The 17,622-nt window shown below is 50.5% G+C and carries 13 protein-coding genes; 1 reads left to right on the top strand and 12 read right to left on the bottom strand.

The features are described from left to right. Position 1: 1 nt before the first annotated feature. Positions 2-739, top strand: a complete 738-nt coding sequence (locus tag K7P76_RS02685) for a phytanoyl-CoA dioxygenase family protein (protein ID WP_232182916.1) — start codon at positions 2-4, stop codon at positions 737-739. A 736-nt stretch (positions 740-1,475) separates the two neighbouring features. On the opposite strand, the gene K7P76_RS02680 is transcribed toward K7P76_RS02685, so the two are convergent. The 12 genes from K7P76_RS02680 to K7P76_RS02625 all read right to left on the bottom strand — a co-directional run bounded on the left by K7P76_RS02680 (position 1,476) and on the right by K7P76_RS02625 (position 17,204). Further along, positions 1,476-3,482: a glycoside hydrolase family 183 protein gene (locus K7P76_RS02680; protein WP_232182914.1), complete on the bottom strand. Its 2,007-nt coding sequence runs from the start codon at positions 3,480-3,482 to the stop codon at positions 1,476-1,478. Then, positions 3,460-5,517 carry a glycoside hydrolase family protein gene (locus tag K7P76_RS02675; RefSeq protein ID WP_232182912.1) on the bottom strand — a complete coding sequence of 686 codons (2,058 nt, stop codon included), beginning with the start codon at positions 5,515-5,517 and terminating at the stop codon, positions 3,460-3,462. The genes K7P76_RS02680 and K7P76_RS02675 overlap by 23 nt, the downstream gene beginning before the upstream one ends. A gap of 25 nt (positions 5,518-5,542) precedes the next feature. Then, a complete protein-coding gene (locus K7P76_RS02670; protein WP_232182910.1) occupies positions 5,543-6,379 on the bottom strand; it encodes a carbohydrate ABC transporter permease in 837 nt (278 codons plus the stop codon). Positions 6,380-6,393: 14 nt separating this feature from the next. Next, positions 6,394-7,281: a carbohydrate ABC transporter permease gene (locus tag K7P76_RS02665; protein WP_232182908.1), complete on the bottom strand. Its 888-nt coding sequence runs from the start codon at positions 7,279-7,281 to the stop codon at positions 6,394-6,396. 61 nt (positions 7,282-7,342) lie between these two features. Then, on the bottom strand, positions 7,343-8,707 hold the full coding sequence (locus K7P76_RS02660) for an ABC transporter substrate-binding protein (RefSeq protein ID WP_232182906.1): 1,365 nt from the start codon (positions 8,705-8,707) through the stop codon (positions 7,343-7,345). 106 nt (positions 8,708-8,813) lie between these two features. Continuing rightward, a complete protein-coding gene (locus K7P76_RS33390) occupies positions 8,814-10,376 on the bottom strand; it encodes a response regulator transcription factor (protein ID WP_232182904.1) in 1,563 nt (520 codons plus the stop codon). 7 nt (positions 10,377-10,383) lie between these two features. Beyond that, positions 10,384-10,950: a sensor histidine kinase gene (locus K7P76_RS02650; protein ID WP_373692331.1), complete on the bottom strand. Its 567-nt coding sequence runs from the start codon at positions 10,948-10,950 to the stop codon at positions 10,384-10,386. Beyond that, positions 10,899-12,143, bottom strand: coding sequence for a sensor histidine kinase (locus K7P76_RS02645; RefSeq protein ID WP_232182892.1), 1,245 nt, complete (start codon positions 12,141-12,143; stop codon positions 10,899-10,901). Before K7P76_RS02645 ends, K7P76_RS02650 begins: the two co-directional genes overlap by 52 nt. Positions 12,144-12,472: 329 nt before the next feature. Further along, positions 12,473-13,555 (bottom strand): rhamnose ABC transporter substrate-binding protein, encoded by a 1,083-nt coding sequence (gene rhaS, locus K7P76_RS02640; protein WP_232182882.1) that lies wholly within the window; start codon positions 13,553-13,555, stop codon positions 12,473-12,475. Positions 13,556-13,626: 71 nt separating this feature from the next. Next, complete coding sequence (locus K7P76_RS02635; protein ID WP_232182880.1) at positions 13,627-14,616, bottom strand: ABC transporter permease; 990 nt, start codon at positions 14,614-14,616, stop codon at positions 13,627-13,629. A 3-nt stretch (positions 14,617-14,619) separates the two neighbouring features. Beyond that, complete coding sequence (locus tag K7P76_RS02630) at positions 14,620-15,672, bottom strand: ABC transporter permease (protein ID WP_232182878.1); 1,053 nt, start codon at positions 15,670-15,672, stop codon at positions 14,620-14,622. After that, a complete protein-coding gene (locus tag K7P76_RS02625; protein WP_232182876.1) occupies positions 15,669-17,204 on the bottom strand; it encodes a sugar ABC transporter ATP-binding protein in 1,536 nt (511 codons plus the stop codon). Before K7P76_RS02625 ends, K7P76_RS02630 begins: the two co-directional genes overlap by 4 nt. Positions 17,205-17,622: the final 418 nt, after the last annotated feature.

Here is a 17,622-nt window from a genome sequence, read left to right as displayed (position 1 = left end):
AATGACAGATGCGCTTACCTTGGAAGAAACTAAATTTTATGAGCAGAACGGTTATATCCTGCACAAGAAGCAGCTCTTCAGCCCGGAGAAGTTATCGAAGCTCACGGAGATTTTCGAAGAGCAATGGGCCAGCCACGGCAGAAGAATGAACAGTGAGCAAGACACCCCTCATTTTCGCGATGAGCGGCTGCTTCCGTTCTTATTGGATGACAATGTGCTGGACTTGGTCCAGTCCATCATCGGACCGAACATTGGCTTGTGGTCCAGCCATTTCATATGCAAGGAACCCCTTATCGGGCGACAAACTCCGTGGCATGAAGATTCTTCTTACTGGAACGGACGTTTAACCCGCTTCGACAAAATCATAACCGTGTGGCTCGCGATCGACCGCAGCTGGAAGGAAAACGGCTGCATGCGCGTCATCCCGGGGACGCATATGAACGGGTTCTCGGAGTATGAAGACGTGAGCATGGGGGAAAATATTTTCAACACGCAGATTAAAAATATCGACGAATCCAAGGCGGTGTACTTTGAGCTCGAGCCCGGCGAATGCTCCTTGCACGATTCCAGAATCATTCACGGCGCGCCGCCGAACAAGAGCGAATTCCGCCGTTGCGGATACACGATGCGCTATTTCGCTACAGATGCCAGGGTCATTCCGGAAGTCAATGAAGGCCATAAAATATGGCTCGCTCGCGGCATCGATGTGGATGGACGCAATCAGTGGGAGAATGCTTAATTTATTGTAAATAATAAAGCACTCCCGTTGGCTTAAGCCCGCGGGAGTGCTTTGTTTAGTGCGAGTTTACAGAATCTGGACTTACTGAGGCGCACGGAGCACCAAAACTGCCAATAGGTTCAGAATTGGACTTACAGCATCTCAGACTCTTGCACGCACGAATTACTCGAATACTTAGAACAACTCCCCGCCACCAGCCCGGCACGCACGAATTACTCGAATATTTAGCACAACTCCCCGCCATAAGCCCCGCCACGCACGAATTACTCGAATATTTAGAGCAACTCCCCGCCACAAGCCCCTGCCACGCACGAATTACTCGAATATTAAGAACAACTCCCCGCCACAAGCCCCGACACGTACGAATTACTCGAATATTTAGAACAATTCCCCGCACTAGCCCCTGCCACGCACGAATTACTCGAATATTTAGAACAATTCCCCGCCACAAGCCCCGCCACGCACGAATTACTCGAATATTTAGCACAACTCCCCGTCACCAGCCCCTGCCACGCAGGAATTACTCGAATATTTAGAACAACTCCCCGCCATAAACCCCGCCACGCACGAATTACTCGAATATTTAGCACAACTCCCCGCCACAGAGCATCAGAAACACCAATAGGTTCAGAATCTGGACTTACTGCGTCGCGCGGAGCTTCAGAAACACTAATAGGTTCAGAATCTGGACCTACTGAGTCGCACGGAGGCAGGGAGGTTACTGCTACCTGCTCGCTTAATTCTTCACGACACTCAAATCGTCGATTTGAATCCATGTGTCCGCATTATTCGCCCAAGTACCGACAAACAACTCGACGCTGTGATTGTTGCCGGAGTTAAAGACGACCGTCTGCTGCGTGTAATAGCCGAATGCTTGGGTCATATGAAGCTCGTTTAGAATCGGACCGCCTCCCAGCGTTTGCGCGCCGAAATAACCGTTATTATGATTGGCGGAGGTGCGAACCCAGCCGGTCATCGTATAGCTGGTATTCGGCTCCACGGCGATTTCCTGCTTCATCGCGTTCCAGCCAGTTGTATTGCGTGCCCAAGCATTGTTAACTCCCGTGCGGGAAAATCCAAGATTGCGATCAATTCCAGCATTTCCCATTTTGTACCAGGGTGAAGTCGGTGTAGATGAAGGCTGCTGCTCGAATCCAGACTGCCCAACAAGATTAGGCCCCCGGACAAGGCTGACGTCGTCCAGTTGAATCCACGTATCGCCGTTGTTCGCCCACATCCCGCCGTAAACTTCCACGACTGAATTCGCGCCTGAATTAAAGTTTACGGTAAGCTCGGTATAATTCGCCAAGGAGTAAAACCGGGTTTCATTCAGAACGGGACCGTTATTCGGCCCTCGCGCCCCGAAGTAACCTTCGTTATTATTGCCTGACGTTCGTACCCAGCCCTTCAATGTATAATCCGTGTAAGGCTGAACGGCTACGCTTTGTTTTAATGCATTCCAACCGCTATTATACCGAACAAACCCGTTATCTTGACCGGTTCTCGCACTTCCGAGGTTGCGGTCGACGCCGCCATTCCCCTGCAAGTACCATGGAGCCATGTACGTGGTTGCAGCCTGCGTCTCGAACCCCGGCTCGGATATCAAGTTATTGCCGAAGGAGTCGGCGGTTAAAGTCGCTTTCATCAAAAACGTATTGTACGGCCCCCACTCGGACATGACAAAATACAAATCCGATCCGCCGTTCGACCAAGGATGCATGAAAGATCCGTACATCCCCGGGTAATCGCTGCCTCTCACGAGTATTTTCTCGCCGCTCCACGGTCCCGTCGGACTTCCCGCATCCCTCATGACAAGCGCTTCGGTATACGGATTCAAGTAAGTCATTATAAATCTGTTGTAATACGTGTTATAGATGACCGACATTTCTCCGGCAATACCGATCGTGACGGGCGCGGCCGTCGCTTCCGACGTATTCCAGCCGTTGCCGTCCCAATAACGGTAATCCCCGATATTGAGCATGCCCGCCTCCGGCACTCTCGCCAAATACACGCTGCCATATCTCCCGTTCGGCGTTGCGTACATATACACGAACCCGCCGTCCTTCACGAATGCGGCCATTTGAAATTTACTGCTCCAACTCGCGTTGTTTTGCCATTTTGCCGTGGCGTGTTTCGTCCAAGTTTGCCCGTTATCGTCGGAATAGGCGATGCCTGAATAATTGGTAAACCATTCTCCCGGATTGCCCCAATGATTAACGGACATGTAATGAATATAATGCCTGCTGCCGACCGTAACCCCAGCCGTCGGAATGACCGTCATTTCATCGTTATTGATTTTTTTGGAATTGAGGATTTCTTTGGCATGGCCCGGCGTATCCTGAATCATCGTGGAAAAAGTCATCCCATCCACGAGATTCGTATCCGAGGATTTGGCGAGTACGTTGCTGCGCCATCCGCTGCCGCAGCCCCCGTTGCCGCACCATCCTGGACCGAAGGTGTCGCCGAAGAGGACGAATATTTCGCCTCCTCCTTTGTCCCACATGATGCCGAGATCCGTTCCTTCCACCTGATAATTGGAGTGTGTCTGATTCGGATTGGGGATCGTCTCCCCGCTTGGAGTTGCACCGGTAACGCGTGAAATCTTGGTTACATTCGTGGGAGTCACTGCCCCGGCCGCCCCGGCATACGCCGTTGACACCGCCAACAGTACAGCTATCAGAAGCCATTTCCACCTTTTCTTAACCGTGCCTCCATCATCCTCACTTAGGATATTGTCCAGCAACAAACTCTTTCCCGAAGCGGTCGAGCAAACGCAAATACCCTTCGGCCGCGGCCCCATTACCCCAATCGAATATCGTGAATTCGCCCATCGGATCTTCTACCGGGTGCGTTCTTCCCCCATGACCGTAGTTTTCCATCATAAATCCATAATCCTTTTCGTTCAGGAACGGCCACGCCTTCTCCCATCGCTCTTTGACCGACTCATTCTCGGGGCAGTACATCATCGTGAACGATGCGCGCATAGCCGCCAGTCCCCGCTCCTTGTATTCGTCCTCATTCAGCTCGAATCCATAGGCAACAATGAGTTCGGCGAAAAGGCTCTGCCGCGCATCGTTCCATTCCCCGTCCGCGTTCATTACTCCGAAACCGCCTAAAGCCGGCACATAAATATAAGGCGGCTGCCATGTCGCTTGGGTCATCAGCAGTTCATCCAAGCAACGCCGACCGATATTCAAGTAGTCCTCCCGCCCCGTCAACCGATAACAAGCGAGCAGCGCTTCAGCCGTCCAGAACATCGAAAAATTGCACTGCTTGTGCATGTTATTCCGAACAATCTTATTTCCCAACGACTCGACTTGCATCCAGCGGCTGCACGACCAGTAGGTTTCGAAGTCTTCCCAGCGTCCTTCCGGTACGATTTCCGTGCACACTGCATCCATTGCCTTATAAGCGGCATCCGCATATAACGGGTCGGCGGTTAATTCGTACAGCTTCAGCAAAAAAGTAACCGAAAGCGAAGTTTCCGGGGAATCATCCAATACTCCGCAGGGCTTGAAGCTCTTCTCGTCGATCCATCCCGGGAAAAATCCGCGCTCATCCTGCAAAGCCAGTAGAGAATCCGCATATCTACGGGCATAATCCAGCAATCGCTCATCCCGTTCCAATTCGTCATGCCAGCGCAACATCAGTAAAGCCGTCCAACTCATATCCAAAACATGAAGCGGAGCCTCGCGAATGTTAAGGTGAAACGGATTGCGGTCGGAATTGCCCCAGTAGAGGGTCGACCAGCCTTTGGACCGATTGTAAACTTTGCCATCCAGCTCAACCTGTTCCATCTCCGTTGCGATAACCGACGGAAAGAAGCCGTTCGTTTGCGGTGCCGATAAAGCAAGCTCCTTCATCAAATGAGCTTTCTCCACGTAATCTTCATTTTTAATCAGCCGTCCGTAACGGAACAGTCCATGCGCGGAACGCAGCGAGCTGAACCACGCTTGATTCCAGATCGATCGAACCTCCCTTTCGCTAGGTACTCCCGGATAATTCGGACTTTGGGTCACGTTCACGATGAACACCGGGGCGCCAACCCTTTTACCATCAAGCTCGAATTCCTGCCATACCACATCCCGCCAATCCTGAAACGCCCAATGATAAGCCCGATCTACATACGAATCGAGTTCGCCGCTAATCGGCTGCCCTTGAGCGAGAAGCGGACTTCCCCATCCCTTCCACATAAGGCGGAGCAAATCGCGCCACGGATTGGCAATGCTCGCCGGGTCTTCGGACACGAAGAGATAAAAGCCGAACTCTACCTGCCCCCGAGGAAATCGCGCTCCCGGTTCCCGAAAGTACAGAACATGCTCTTTAACCGAAGTGCCGCACATCCCCAATGCAAGCCGATTATTGGGCGCATCCATGTCCATGTACCAGCGGGGATCGGAAGAACGACCGCTCATAACCTCCCCTTTGTTATCAGCCAACACATCCAGATCGGGAACTATCGAGAGCAGTTTGGCACCGTCATGTACGATAAGCGCAGGACTGCGGAAAGAATGCTGGTCGATCACGTGTTCGGATGTTGGAGTAAGGTGCGGGGACCAGTGGAACGTCGGCAATATAACCGGACGAATTTCCACGCGCCAATCGTCCTGTTGGACTTCTTCGTCCAGCGTAAAGCGTATACGAACTTTGGCCATCCCTGCCGAAGGGTAAGATACTTGAATATCCGGTCTTGCGTTACCTAACCAATCGCAGGTAAGCGTTCCTATGAATGGTTTGAAATCCTTGTCTAAAGCGACCAATTCGAAAATATGGCACATATGAAGCTCCTTCTGTCCTGTGCGGTTAGCCTTTAATTCCCGAGCTCACAATGGACTGAACGTAGTATTTTTGCAAAAACAAAAACAAGATCAGTATGGGTACGGATGCGGCCGTGTCCGCGGCGAGAATTTTCCCCCACTCCGTCGACTGAAGATTCGTGAAGGTTGCGATGGCCACTTGCAGCATTTGTTTGCTCTCGTCGTTAATGACGATAAGCGGCCATAAGTAGGAATCCCACTGTCCCAGGAATGTAATCAGACCCATCGTGATCAAAGCGGGGACCGCGGAGGGAATCAGAATTTTGGCGTAAATGCCGAACCATGAAGCCCCGTCGATTTTCCCCGCCTCCAGAAGCTCTCTCGGGACATCCGCGAAAAATTGCACGAGCAGGAAAATGCTGAAAACGGAAACGGCTGCAGGAATAATCAACGCGTTGTAACTGTCCGTCCAATGGAAGGCATGAATCAGCAAATACGTCGGGACCATCGTAACTTCTCCGGGTATGACGAGCGCGGAGAGGAACACCGCGAATAACAGGTTCCGGCCGCGAAACTTGAGCTTGGAAAACGCGAACGCGGCCATCGAATTAAACAACAGCGATAATAACGTGACCAAACCCGCGACGAACACCGTGTTCTTAATGAACACTCCGAGCGGCTTGCTTGAATCGCTGAAAATGGCGATATAATTTTGCAAAGTCCATTTAACGGGAAAGAGCAGGTGCCACTCCAAGGATACGTACTGAAAGAGCTCTTGGCGGGGTCTGAACGATCCCAAGATCATCCATAGGATGGGAATCAGCGAAATAAGCGCAATAACAATCATAAGCATCCATTTCAGGAGATGTCCTGCGCGTTCCAAAGTCGATCAACTCCTCAATATTCCACATCCGATTTTAATAATCGCAATTGAATAATAGATATGAACATAACGATGACGAACAAAATAAAGGCAGCCGCGGAGCCATAACCCATCTCCATTTGCTGGAAAGCCATTTTGTAAATAAAGTAGACCGATGTCGTCGTTGAATCCGCCGGACCGCCGGCCGTTAATATGAAGACGGGACCGGATATTTTAATCGCATCCATCGTCGTAATGATGATGATGAACGTCATTGTTCTTTTTAATAGCGGCAGCGTAATCTTGAAAAATTTCTGCAGCCGAGTCGCGCCGTCCACTTCCGCTGCTTCATATAAGTCGCTGGGAATGCTGTTTAATCCGGCAACGAATACGATCATGAAAAAACCGGCGGATTTCCACATGGCCAGCAGCATAATTCCGTACATAGCCAATTTAGTGTCCGACAAGAACGCTACTTGCGGCAAACCGACACTATGGAGAAGGCTGTTGAGCAGACCGAAATCTTTGTTGTAAATGAGCTTAAATAAGGTCGAAGCTACGCCCATGGCGATAACTACGGGCATAAAGTATGCCGTTCTAAATAACCCTGAAACCAAGGAGCTTTTGTAGACTAGCAATGCCATTACAAGGGCAATAATCGTCTGAACGGGAATGACGACAAGCGCAAAATGAAAAGAATGGACGAGGCTGCTAATGAATTTAGGATCAGCCAGCAAATCCTTGTAGTTGGTCAACCCGATGAAAGTAGAATCGGGGTTGATCAGGCTATATTCCTTAAAGCTGATTATAAATGCGTTGATCATCGGGTAAAAAGTAAACAGCGCCAAACTTATGACGGCCGGCAGTATAAATAGATAGGCCGCCCTCTCTTCTTGCCTGCTGAAGGATACGGGAAATTTCAAAATTCCACCTCTTTTCTAAAAAGGGGAGAGCAGCTTAGGCTCTCCCGATCGTAGACGTCTGTTATTTAATTTTCTGAAGAGCCCGATCTATCGTGTTTACCGCCTCATCGACGGCTTCGTCTATATCCCGATTAGCCACTCCTATATCGGCGAACAATTTTGAGATGGAGGACGTAACGACCGGATAAGCCGGCGTTACAGGCCGCGGATGTGCGAATTTGCTGGATTGCTCCACGAAAATGTTCATCGGATACTCGGATAATTCAGGGAATGCGCTTGCGGTGGAAAGACGGGCAGGCAAGTTTTTGGTTTCTTGGTACCAGACTTTCGCCCCTTCGACTCCCGTTACCCAATTGACGAACATCCACGCCTCGTCGGGATGTTTGGAGCCTTTCGTAATCGCCATATTCCAGCTGCCGTTAGGCGTAACTTGTTTGGCATCTTTCCATAATGGCGCGATATCCCAATCCTCGCCTAATTTGAATTCCGGATGGGAGGTCGCGAATCCCGATATCGCCCAAGGTCCGTTGACGATGATTCCGAGTTTCCCCGTCTCGAACGCTTCAGGAGGAAGCTCTTTAGCCGCTACTTTATACTCATTGTACAGAGAAGAGAAGAACGCTAACCCTTTCTTGGATTCCGGCGAATCCAGAAAACCTTTGACTTGGGTTCCGTCGGGGCTTAGAATCTCGCCTCCCGCTTGCCAGATGAACGGAAGTTTGACGAAAGTAGAGCCTTCTCCTTCTCCCAATCCCCAGCCCGGATCGATTCCGTATATTTTATTGGCGGGGTCGTTGATTTTCTGAGCGGCTTTAAGCACTTGATCCCACGTCCATGCCTGCTGAGGATCTTTAGAAGGCAGCTCGATTCCGTTTTTCTCGAACAGCTTTTTGTTATAGAACATCCCTATACTCGCATCGTTAAGCGGCGCCGCATAGATTTTCCCCTTATAGGTCAAGCTCTCCAATACCGGGGCGGCGATGTCCTCCTTGTTCCCGTCCATATCCATGTACTTATCTAACGGAATAACGGCATCCTGATGCGCGTAAGCCGCAAGCGTTGGACCGTCCAATCCAATAATATCCGGTGGGCTGCCTGCAGCAAGCGCCGTACGAATCTTCGTTTCGTAGTCTCCGTATGGAATGACTTCCATCTTCACGGTGACGTTAGGATTTTTCTCCTCGAATGTTTTGATCAGCTTCTTGATCGCATCGACTTCGGGAGCGAAATCATGTCTCCAGTATTTGATTTCTATCTTTTTGCCGTCCCCTTTGTTCTCTTCCTGACTGGCGCTTGCACTGCTTTCGCTCGCCGCGCCTTCGCTTGAACCTGGTTCATTCGACTTCTTGGAAGAGCAAGCCGACAACACCATAATTCCTAAACAAATAATAAGTAGCACGACCATCGACCTGCGCAACCTGAGCATTGTATCCCGCCTTTTGTAAAGAATGATGAATATGAGTTTAGGATAGCACGCCAAAGGCCGGGTCTAAATGCAGCCGTTTTGGGTGATGAGATGTAATATTTTTGGACTACGATTCAAGGGTAGACATCTTCTTGCGATACTCGTTCGGTCCTACTCCGAAGCAGCCTTTGAATACGTTGCTGAAATAGGCCGAGCTTGAAAAGCCCGTCAGCTCGGCGATGTCGGCGATCTTTAAGCTATTGTCTTGAAGTAACTTGCACGCATTGTCCATTCTAATCTTGAGCAAATAATCGCTGAACGTGCTGCCGGTTTGCTTCCTGAACAGATCGGACAAATACGCCACATTGTAATGAAATTGCTCCGCAATCGCGGATAACGTCAGCTCTTCTCCATAATGATTGAGCATATGCTTCTGAATAACGGTGATCGTGTCCTCTCTCCCCTTGTTCTTAAAACGTTGAAGAGACGCGACCGCCCGCAAGGAAATATCCCGTATGTTGCCGATGATTTTATCGAACGATTCGTAACCCCATACGGAATTAATGTAATGCCATAACATGAGGTGCAGGTCAATATCTCTAAGGTCGTACTTGCGTATCAACTCATCCATCATCAAACAAAGCTGTACTAGGAAAAAAGAAAAGGACTGAACGGATGCCTGTTTGCCGGCTTGAGAGATTTCATCCAGCGTCTGCAGCATCTGACCTTCATTTGCATTCTCGATAGACAAGGCGAATCTCTTGAGAATCGCGTTCGAGAGCCCTTCCTCATGCTCGTGGTAATCGTTGAAAATCGTTTGCGACACCATATCCGGCTTGCTTCTGCTCAAGGATAATAGGCTCGACTCTAAACCCGTTTTCCAATGCTGAACGCCGCATACCGGGTGACTGACACCGATTACTAGCTCGATTTGCAAGAAGCGGATTACTTTTTCCTTCACATCGGCAATAAATCTATTCAGAAGTTCATCGCTATCCTCATTCATGGAGCCAGAGTCTTGATGAACAATGAAATGCATCCGGTAAGGCTGATTGGGATCGCGGAAAACGACAACGTTCTTGTCCCACTGCGAGACGACTTCCATAACTAACAGTTGATAAGCTTCTTTGAAAGAAACCCCGCTTACTTGGCCTCCCGCAAGCCGCGATTGGGGTATGCGCATCTCCGAAGTGACAAAACGAACGGGAGCAGCATGATTCGCCCATTCCGCCATGCCATACATCGTAACAAGTGCCGAGACTTCAGGAAATAAGACATCCTCATGGACAATTTTTACAAGTGCCCGCTCCCTCTCGTCATCGAGTTCTTTCTTTATTTTAAGCAGCACGGCAATGAGCTCCGTCTTCATGACGGGCTTCAGAAGATAATCTTTGGCGCCCTTGCGTATCGCGGTTTGAACGAGCGGAAAATCATTGTACCCCGATAAGACGACTGTCTTCATCTCCGGATACCGGATTGCGCATTCCTGAAGCAGCTCCAGCCCGTCCATAACAGGCATTCTAATATCCGTAATGAGTACGGGTACTCTCCGGGCTTTGAGCAACGCTAATGCTTTTTCTCCATTAGATGCTTCCGTTAAAACATTAAAGCCATATTCCTGCCAGTTCAGCTTGAGCATTAAACCTTTTCTAATTTCCGCCGAATCGTCAACGATAATAATGTCATACACGTTCTCATCACCTCTTGATAGGCAGAATCATCGTTATCTCCGTGCCCTGGTTCATGGCTGTATGAATATCGAAAGCAAACCGAGACCCGTAATAAATTCGCCCTCTTGCGATTACGTTCTTAAGGCCAATTCCCTTCTCTCCTATGTCCAGCACGTCTTGCAGGAAATTCATTTCGGTTCCCGGCGATAAATCCTTCAGCACTTCATCCGGTATTCCGACGCCGTTATCCTTAATGACGATTGTCAGTTCATCGGCCGTCTCATGCAGCGAAATGGATACGACCGCAACCTCAACGATTCCGAGGCTGTATTTGACGGCATTCTCAATTAACGGTTGAATCAGAAGCTTAGGAATTTGAATATTATCGCTGATGTGGTCGTCAATAATATCGAACTTAACGCGACTCCCATAACAGATCGTGAGAATAGAAATAAACGCGCGAATCGTTCTGATTTCTTCATGAATCGAGATGAGCTCGGTGTCCACCCTGAGCGAAGATCTTAACATGCGGCTTAAGTCGTTTACGACTTGTTCGATATCTTCATTCCGGCCTTGCGCCGCCAATGACGTAATGACTTCCAGCGTGTTATTAAGGAAATGGGATTGATTTGCAGCAGCAAGGCTTTGTATTCCGCATTGCGTCTTCTAAGGTTTTGCGCGAATTCGGTTTCGATGTAGGATTTGAGCCGCTTGACCATGTTTAGGTAATTGGATGTCAGAAACCCGATCTCGTTTTGCTTGACCTTCTTATTCAGCATGACGGCATTTCCCTTGAGAAAATCGCCCGCTTCGACAAACCTCATGGATCGCACGATCTTGGAGATAGGAGTGGCGATGCTTGACGAAAACCAGAACGTCAGAGAAACGGTTATTACGAAGAGGATGCAAGCAACGATCAATACGTTTTGCCGAGCTACCGTTATCTTCCGGAATAGTTCCTTTTCCGATACGCTCCCCACCGCAACCCAGCCGGTCGTCTCCATCGTTTGATAAAAATAGATGTACCTGTGCTCCTTGTCCCTAAAGATCTGCGTCCCCGTATTTCTATCGCCATTCAGGGACTGAACCCGTTCGAGAAGAGCATGCGGCAATAGGTCCACCTTCTGATTCAGAACGGGGGAGCCGTCCGGGGTAATCAGAAATACTTTGCCGGTTTTGCCAAGCGACAGCTTGTCGAGCGGGTCTTGCAAAGAGGACGTTTTCAAGTTGATCTTCAGAACCCCTTCTTCTCGCAAATTCAGCAGATCCGACAACGGATAGACCAAGCCGTTGACTCTCGTGCTGTTCATATAAATTCCGTTCTGCCTCGAATCATAATGAGCTCTTGCCCACCTTACACCGGCTTCCCGATAGTTTCTGTACCAATCGCTCTGAAGGTAAGAGTCTCCTTCGAGATTCCACATGTCCCAACGATCATAAAAAATATTGACCGAGAAAATAAGGGTGCTGTTGCTAATGATGGAGTCGAAATATTTTCTCATCCGATAGTTCTGCTGAACGCTGCTAGCCTCATTATTCTCTTTTCTTGATCGAATCCAATCCTGCGTCGTGTCGCTTCTTATGATTTGATTTGCCGTATTCATGATTTGCGAGGTGGTGCTCTCCACGAAATCGGCATATTGATTCAAGGTTTGAACCGTCGAAGTTTCAATGGAGTCGCGCAAAGCGGTGGCCGCCTGATTCCAGAACAAATAACCCATCAGCACGAAAGGAACGATAAGCATAACGATAATCGCAATCAGTTGGGTTCGAATGGAGTAAAACATGGGCTCCCCGCCTTTGTCCTAGTTCTCCAAAGCATATGCACTCCGTTGCACCGAGTCAAATGCGAAAAAGCCGTCCCGAATGGAACGGCTGGGCTACTATAAAATATCGTATCAAATCGAAGGGCGATTAGAAATTCATTCTATTTGGATAATGAGATGTAATTTCTTTGGGTTTGCGGCCAGTTTGTACCGAGTGAATTGCTGGTTGGCTGGCCTAGGACCTTAAATTGTTTAGATGACGATACGGCCCTAATGACCGTTACAACACCATATGCTATGGAAAAGAGAGACCAGCCAAAGACCGGTCTCTCTCCCACGTTATCAAACATTTAATAAACCGCTTTCCAATCCGCGATGTTGGAGGCGTCGAATTTGAACGGGTCTCCGAGCATGATTTGCGTGCCGTCACCGTCTTGGATAACTTCCTTCTCGCCAAGCTTGCCGGCCGTTACTTTGTCTCCTACTTTGCCGGTGATCGTTCCTTTGACTAGCGCGTCGGCAACGTACCCCGACAGATAACCGACGTCCAGCGGGTTCCACAGGTACATCCAAGGACATACGCCGCTCTCGATATATTCCGCCATCTCGCTTGGCAATCCAAGGCCGGTCAGCTGCACTTTGCCTTTCAGGCCTTTGTCCGTCAGCACTTTACCGGCTGCCGCGATACCTACTGTCGTCGGAGCAATGATGCCTTTCAGGTTCGGATACGATTTCAGCAACGCTTCCGTTTCGGATACGCTCTTGTCGCGCAGATCGTCGCCGTATGCAACTTTGACCAATTTAACGTCTTTGTATTTCGCATCTTCCAATTCTTTTTTCATCCACTCGATCCAAAGGTTCTGGTTCGTCGCTTGGGACGTCGCGCTCAGGATCGCGATCTCCCCGGAGCCGCCGATCATTTCCACGACGCCTTGGATCAGCGTACGTCCGATGCGCTCAGGGTCCGCTTGGTTCACGTGCACCATGCGGCTTTGCGCGTTTACCGCGGAGTCGAGGGACAACACTTTGATGCCTGCTTTCATTGCTTTCTCCAGAGCTGGCTGAAGGGCATCCGGGTCATTGGCGACCATGGCGAGCGCATCGACCTTCTGCGAGATGAGCTCGTCGATCATCGTGATCTGGGCTTCCGCAGTCGGCTGGTCCGGCGCTTTCAGAATCGCTTCGTAGCCAAGTTCTTCAACCGCCTTTTTGTAGCCTTCCATTTCTTTCTCGCCGTAAGGGTTACCGGTATTCTTAAAAATAATGGCGAATTTCTTCTTGCCGCCCGCGCCGTTATCCACGGTGCTTGCTTTCGGGCTTTCGGATGCAGCTTGGCTGCCGCCGTTATCCGAGTTTTTGCTGCCGCATGCCGCGACCAGCGTCATCAGCATTATGGCGGTCAAACACGTTACGAGAATCTTTTTCACTTTCATTTCCTCCCTTTAATCTGTTTTTTTCTTTGTGATCTATACAGAACGGTTCGGAAACCGTCTTGTAACGCGGATTATCCCTTTCGTCCCGAAGCGAAGCGTTGCTTCAGTTGCGGAATCGCCACGGAGAAAATAAGCAGCAAGCCGAGGATGATGAGCAGCATTTGCGCGGACACGTTCACTAGCCCGAGCCCGTAGCGCAGGAAGCCGATCAGGAATACCGCGAGAATCGCGCCGATCATCCTGCCCTTCCCGCCCGCGGTGCTGATCCCGCCAAGCACGACCATCGCGATGACCTCCAGTTCGTAACCGGTCGCGATGTTTGGGCGCGTGCTCCCCATTCTCGAAGTCAGGAACAACGCAGTGACCGCGGACATCAAACCTGCAAGCGTGAAGACGATAATCTTGATCTTATCGACCTGCACGCCGGAGTATCGGCTAGCGGTGGCGTTGTTGCCGATTGCGTACACCCTTCTTCCGAACGTCGTCTTGTGCAGAAGCAGTCCGAACGCGATCGCGAATACGGCAAAGGCGATGAGAATGAACGGAAGGGTGCCGACATAATCCCAGCCTAGAAACTTGAACCATTTCGGAAACTTGCCCGAAGCCTGATCCTCAAGCAATATATAAGCGATTCCCCGGTAGATGATCATCGTCGCAAGCGTCACGATAACCGCCGACAGTTCCTTGAACTTAACGATCAGCATCCCGTTAATCCAACCGCACAGCGCCCCTACCGCCAAACAGACAACCATTGCCCAGGCCATCGGCATGCCGTGGTTGTACAAATCCGCCATGATAACGGAGGACAACGCGACGATGGAGCCAACGGAAATATCGATATCTCCCATGAGAATGATAAACACCATCGGAAGGACGATGAACGCCTTGTCGAGAAAACCCATCGTCGCATCCCTGAGATTACCGTAGTCCATGAAAAAATCGGACAAATTGGCATTCATCACGAACACGGCCATAATCAGTACGACCAGCAGCCATTCCCATTGGAGGAAAAAGCCCTTGGACGTAAACTCCTTCTTGTTCGCAAGCAACCTCTGTTCCATGGCTTATATTTTCCTCCTCATAAGATGATTGCGGTCGATTCCCCGCTTAACAAGAGCATTGACCAGAACAGCGATGAGGATGATCGTTCCCTGAATGAACATTTGCCAGAAAGGCGACACGTCGATCATCGGGAGCGCGTTGTTCAGGATGCCTAGCAAAATCGAACCGAGCACGATGCCGGAGATTTTTCCGACGCCGCCCGCGATGCTGACGCCGCCGAGCACGCAGGCCGCGATGACGCTAAGCTCGTAGCCGGAAGCCGTGTCGCCTTGGGCCGATGCGAACTTGGACACCCACAGCACGCCTGCGAGTCCGGACAGCCCGCCCATGATTGTGTACACGAGCCATAGCACTCTGCCGGTGCGGATTCCGCTGATCGCCGCCGAATCCGGGTTGCTTCCGACCGCGTAGATTCGTCTTCCAGTACGGGTATGGCTAACGAAGTAATAAGCGATCAAATAAATAACGATAGCGATCAAGATCAGATTGTTGATTCCGAATAGAGAACCCGTCGCAATCGCTTTGAAACTCGCCGGCATCTGATGCGCGCTGACCCATTTCCCGCCGCTGGCCTCGAAGGTCAGCCCGCGGAAGACGTTCATCATTCCTAGCGTGGCAATGATCGGCAGGATATTGATCCAGGCCACGAGAAAGCCGAGCACCATTCCGCACAGCAGTCCGATGCCAACGCCCGCAGCGATTGCCAGAAGCGGATGAAGATCCGGGTAATGGCTTACCGTCAACGCCGCGATCATGCCCGATAGGGCCAAGGTGGCACCGATCGATAGGTCGATGCCTCTCGTGATGATAACTAGCATCATGCCGACCGCCAATATGCTCAAGATCGCGGTATTTGTTGCGATATCGCTGACATTCTCCCATGTTAGGAAGCTTGGGTTGCGAAGCTGAACGCCAACCGCCAGCAAGAGAATAAAGGCTAGCAGGCCCAATTCCCTGAATTTAGCTATAAAGGCGCTCATCGAGAGTTTCTTGCTCTCGCTGCCAGCCTGCATAACCGATTGCAAACCCGTGGGCTCCGTTGCTGTCTGTTTCATGCTTCAACCCACCTTTTCCCATCTGTATTCGGCGCCCCGTTATCCATCGATGCCTTGAGGATCGCCTCCTGCGAAAGTCCTTTTTGACTCAACACCGCCGTTATCCGGCCTTCCCGCATGACTGCCACACGGTCGCACATCCCGATGATTTCCGGCATTTCGGAGGAGACGAGGATGATTCCGTACCCCGCACAGGCCAGATCGCTGATCATCTCGTAGATCGCCGATTTTGCGCCGACGTCTACGCCCTTGGTCGGCTCATCGAGAATGAGCACGTCCAGTTCCGCGGTCAGCAGCTTGGCGAACACGACCTTCTGCTGGTTGCCCCCCGATAAGGAACTAACCAAGTCGAACACGCTTTTCGCTTTGACGCTGACCTTCTCCGCCAGCCGTTTGGCGATGTCGAGCTCCTTGCGACTGTTTAACGCACCCTTGCTCGAGAATTTTTCCAACGTCGGCAAAGTAATGTTTCGGCCAATGCCCCATTGGAGCACCAAACCCTGCTTCTGGCGATCCTCCGGAAGGTAGCCGATGCCTAGCCGCATTGCTTCGCGGGGGCTTCGAACTTTAAGCTCCTTCCCCTTGAAGAACACTTTGCCTTTGTCAAACTTCTCGACTCCGAACAAGGTTTGGCATACTTCCGTCCTGCCCGCGCCGACAAGCCCGGTCAGCCCAAAAATCTCGCCTCTGCGAAGCGTGAAGCTGACGTCCGCGAAATAGCCGGTTTTCCCTAGCCCTTCCACGCGCAGCAACTCTTCGCCGATTTCCGCTTCCTTCTTGGGGAACAGCTGTGAGATTTCCCTGCCGACCATCGCTATGATTAGATCGGAATTTGAGATTTCGTTCACGTTCCAGGTCCCGATATATTTGGCATCCCGGAAAACGGTAACCATGCTGGCCAACCGGTACATATCCTCGAATCGGTGCGAGATGAAAATAATCGAGGTTCCGTTATCCCGCAGCCGCTCCGCGATCCGGTACAAATCCTCGCTTTCGTTTTTCGTCAGCGCCGCCGTAGGTTCGTCCATGATGATGATTTTGGCGTCCACGGACAGCGCCTTGGCGATTTCCACGATCTGCTGCTCGGCTATGCTCAGTGCACCCATCAGCGTTTTTGGACTAAATCCCGCGCCAAGCTCGCGTAGAAGACGTCCCGCTTCCTCGTGCATCTCGTTCCACAGGATCCTGTTACTGCCGCGCTTGATTTTCTCGTGTCCCATAAATATATTTTCCGTTACGCTTAAGTCCGGATAACAAGTAACATGCTGATAGATCGCTGCGATTCCCGCTTTCTGCGCATCCGTCGGGTGGTTAAAGCTCACCTTCCGGCCGTTCAGGAACATCTCGCCTTCCTCGGGCGAATGGACGCCGGTAATCACCTTGATGAAGGTCGATTTTCCCGCCCCGTTTTCGCCCATCAAGGCATGGATCTCCCCGCGTTTCAGCTTGAAATAGACGTCGTCCAACGCTTTAACACCCGGAAATATTTTCGTTATCCCTTTAAGCTCCAACACGTATTCCGACTCCGCCATGACCGATCCCCTCCTTGTCTCTAGGTGTCTGCCTCTCTTGACCTAAAGATACAGGCAAACGCCTCGCGCAAGTAGGTGACATTATTCGGGTAAGGGGGATAAAGCTCGGATCATCGGCAAAAAGCCTTCATCGCTAAGATGAAGGCTAAGTATACTCAGGGCAAACGCATTAGACTTGCTCCGCACCTGATTAAATTCTGGCATTATTCAGTTGCACGTAACGGTCAAAAGGACCGTTACAGAAGCCATTCAGTGAATATTTTCTGCCGTAACGGCCTTTTTGACCGTTTCGGCTTCATGCATTCAATATCTATATATCCCGTCCTAGGACATGTATTCTAATGCGATTGCCCTCTAAGTATACCGAACATTAATTGACAGTCTAAAGCGACTGATTTATGATTAAGATAACAAAGGA

The organism is Cohnella silvisoli, assembly GCF_021190915.1.
GTDB lineage: Bacteria > Bacillota > Bacilli > Paenibacillales > Paenibacillaceae > Cohnella > Cohnella silvisoli.
Note: the sequence above shows the minus strand (reverse complement) of the source record. Positions and strands in the feature narration are given on the sequence as shown.